Origin of the sequence: Novosphingobium rosa NBRC 15208 (genome assembly GCF_001598555.1) — a bacterium.
GTDB classification, from domain to species: domain Bacteria; phylum Pseudomonadota; class Alphaproteobacteria; order Sphingomonadales; family Sphingomonadaceae; genus Novosphingobium; species Novosphingobium rosa.
Genome location: NZ_BCZE01000192.1, coordinates 1 through 596 on the forward strand (window position 1 = coordinate 1; position 596 = coordinate 596).

1 protein-coding gene is annotated in these 596 nt (G+C 62.4%); it reads right to left on the reverse strand.

Annotated elements, in window-relative coordinates:
* The coding region (locus SR3_RS30365) for a DNA polymerase ligase N-terminal domain-containing protein (protein WP_281198761.1) at window positions 1-596 on the reverse strand (596 nt) is incomplete at both ends.

The window sequence follows — 596 nt, forward strand, 5'->3', positions numbered from 1 at the left end:
CCAGCCCGGTGCGGGTCAGCAGCCTCACCGCGTCGCCCTTGACCGAGGCCAGCAGGCGATAGCCGTCGAATTTGATTTCATGCATCCAGTCGTTGCCGGTGGGTACGGCATCGACCAGCGTAGCGAGCTGAACGGTTTCAAAGGCAGGTTGGGGAGCGGATCGGGTGGCGCGGCGGGCAGGTTTCTTGACCGCTTTGGCATTGTGCTTGGCGGCCTGCTCCATGGCAGCGTTGAAGGCTTTGCCCTTCTTGCCTGCCAGCGACTGGCTACCCTGCCTGTCGCCTTCGATCTCCGCCATCGACCGTCCGGTCAGTACGCTGGTCAGCTCGCGCTCTACCAGCTGTTCCGAGGCCCCGGCATGGACATCCTCAACCTTGCGCAGAAGCCAGTTCTCGCGCTTTTCTTTGCCGCGCGGCTTCATGCGTACCAGCAGCCATTCCCCCTTCATCCGCTCGCCAAACAGGCGAAAATGAAGGTGGCCTTTTTCTATATCCTTGGCGCTCTTGCCCGCGACAGGCTCCCAGCTGCCCTGATCCCACAGCATCACCGTACCGCCGCCATATTCGCCCTTGGGGATCGTGCCCTCGAAACGGGCA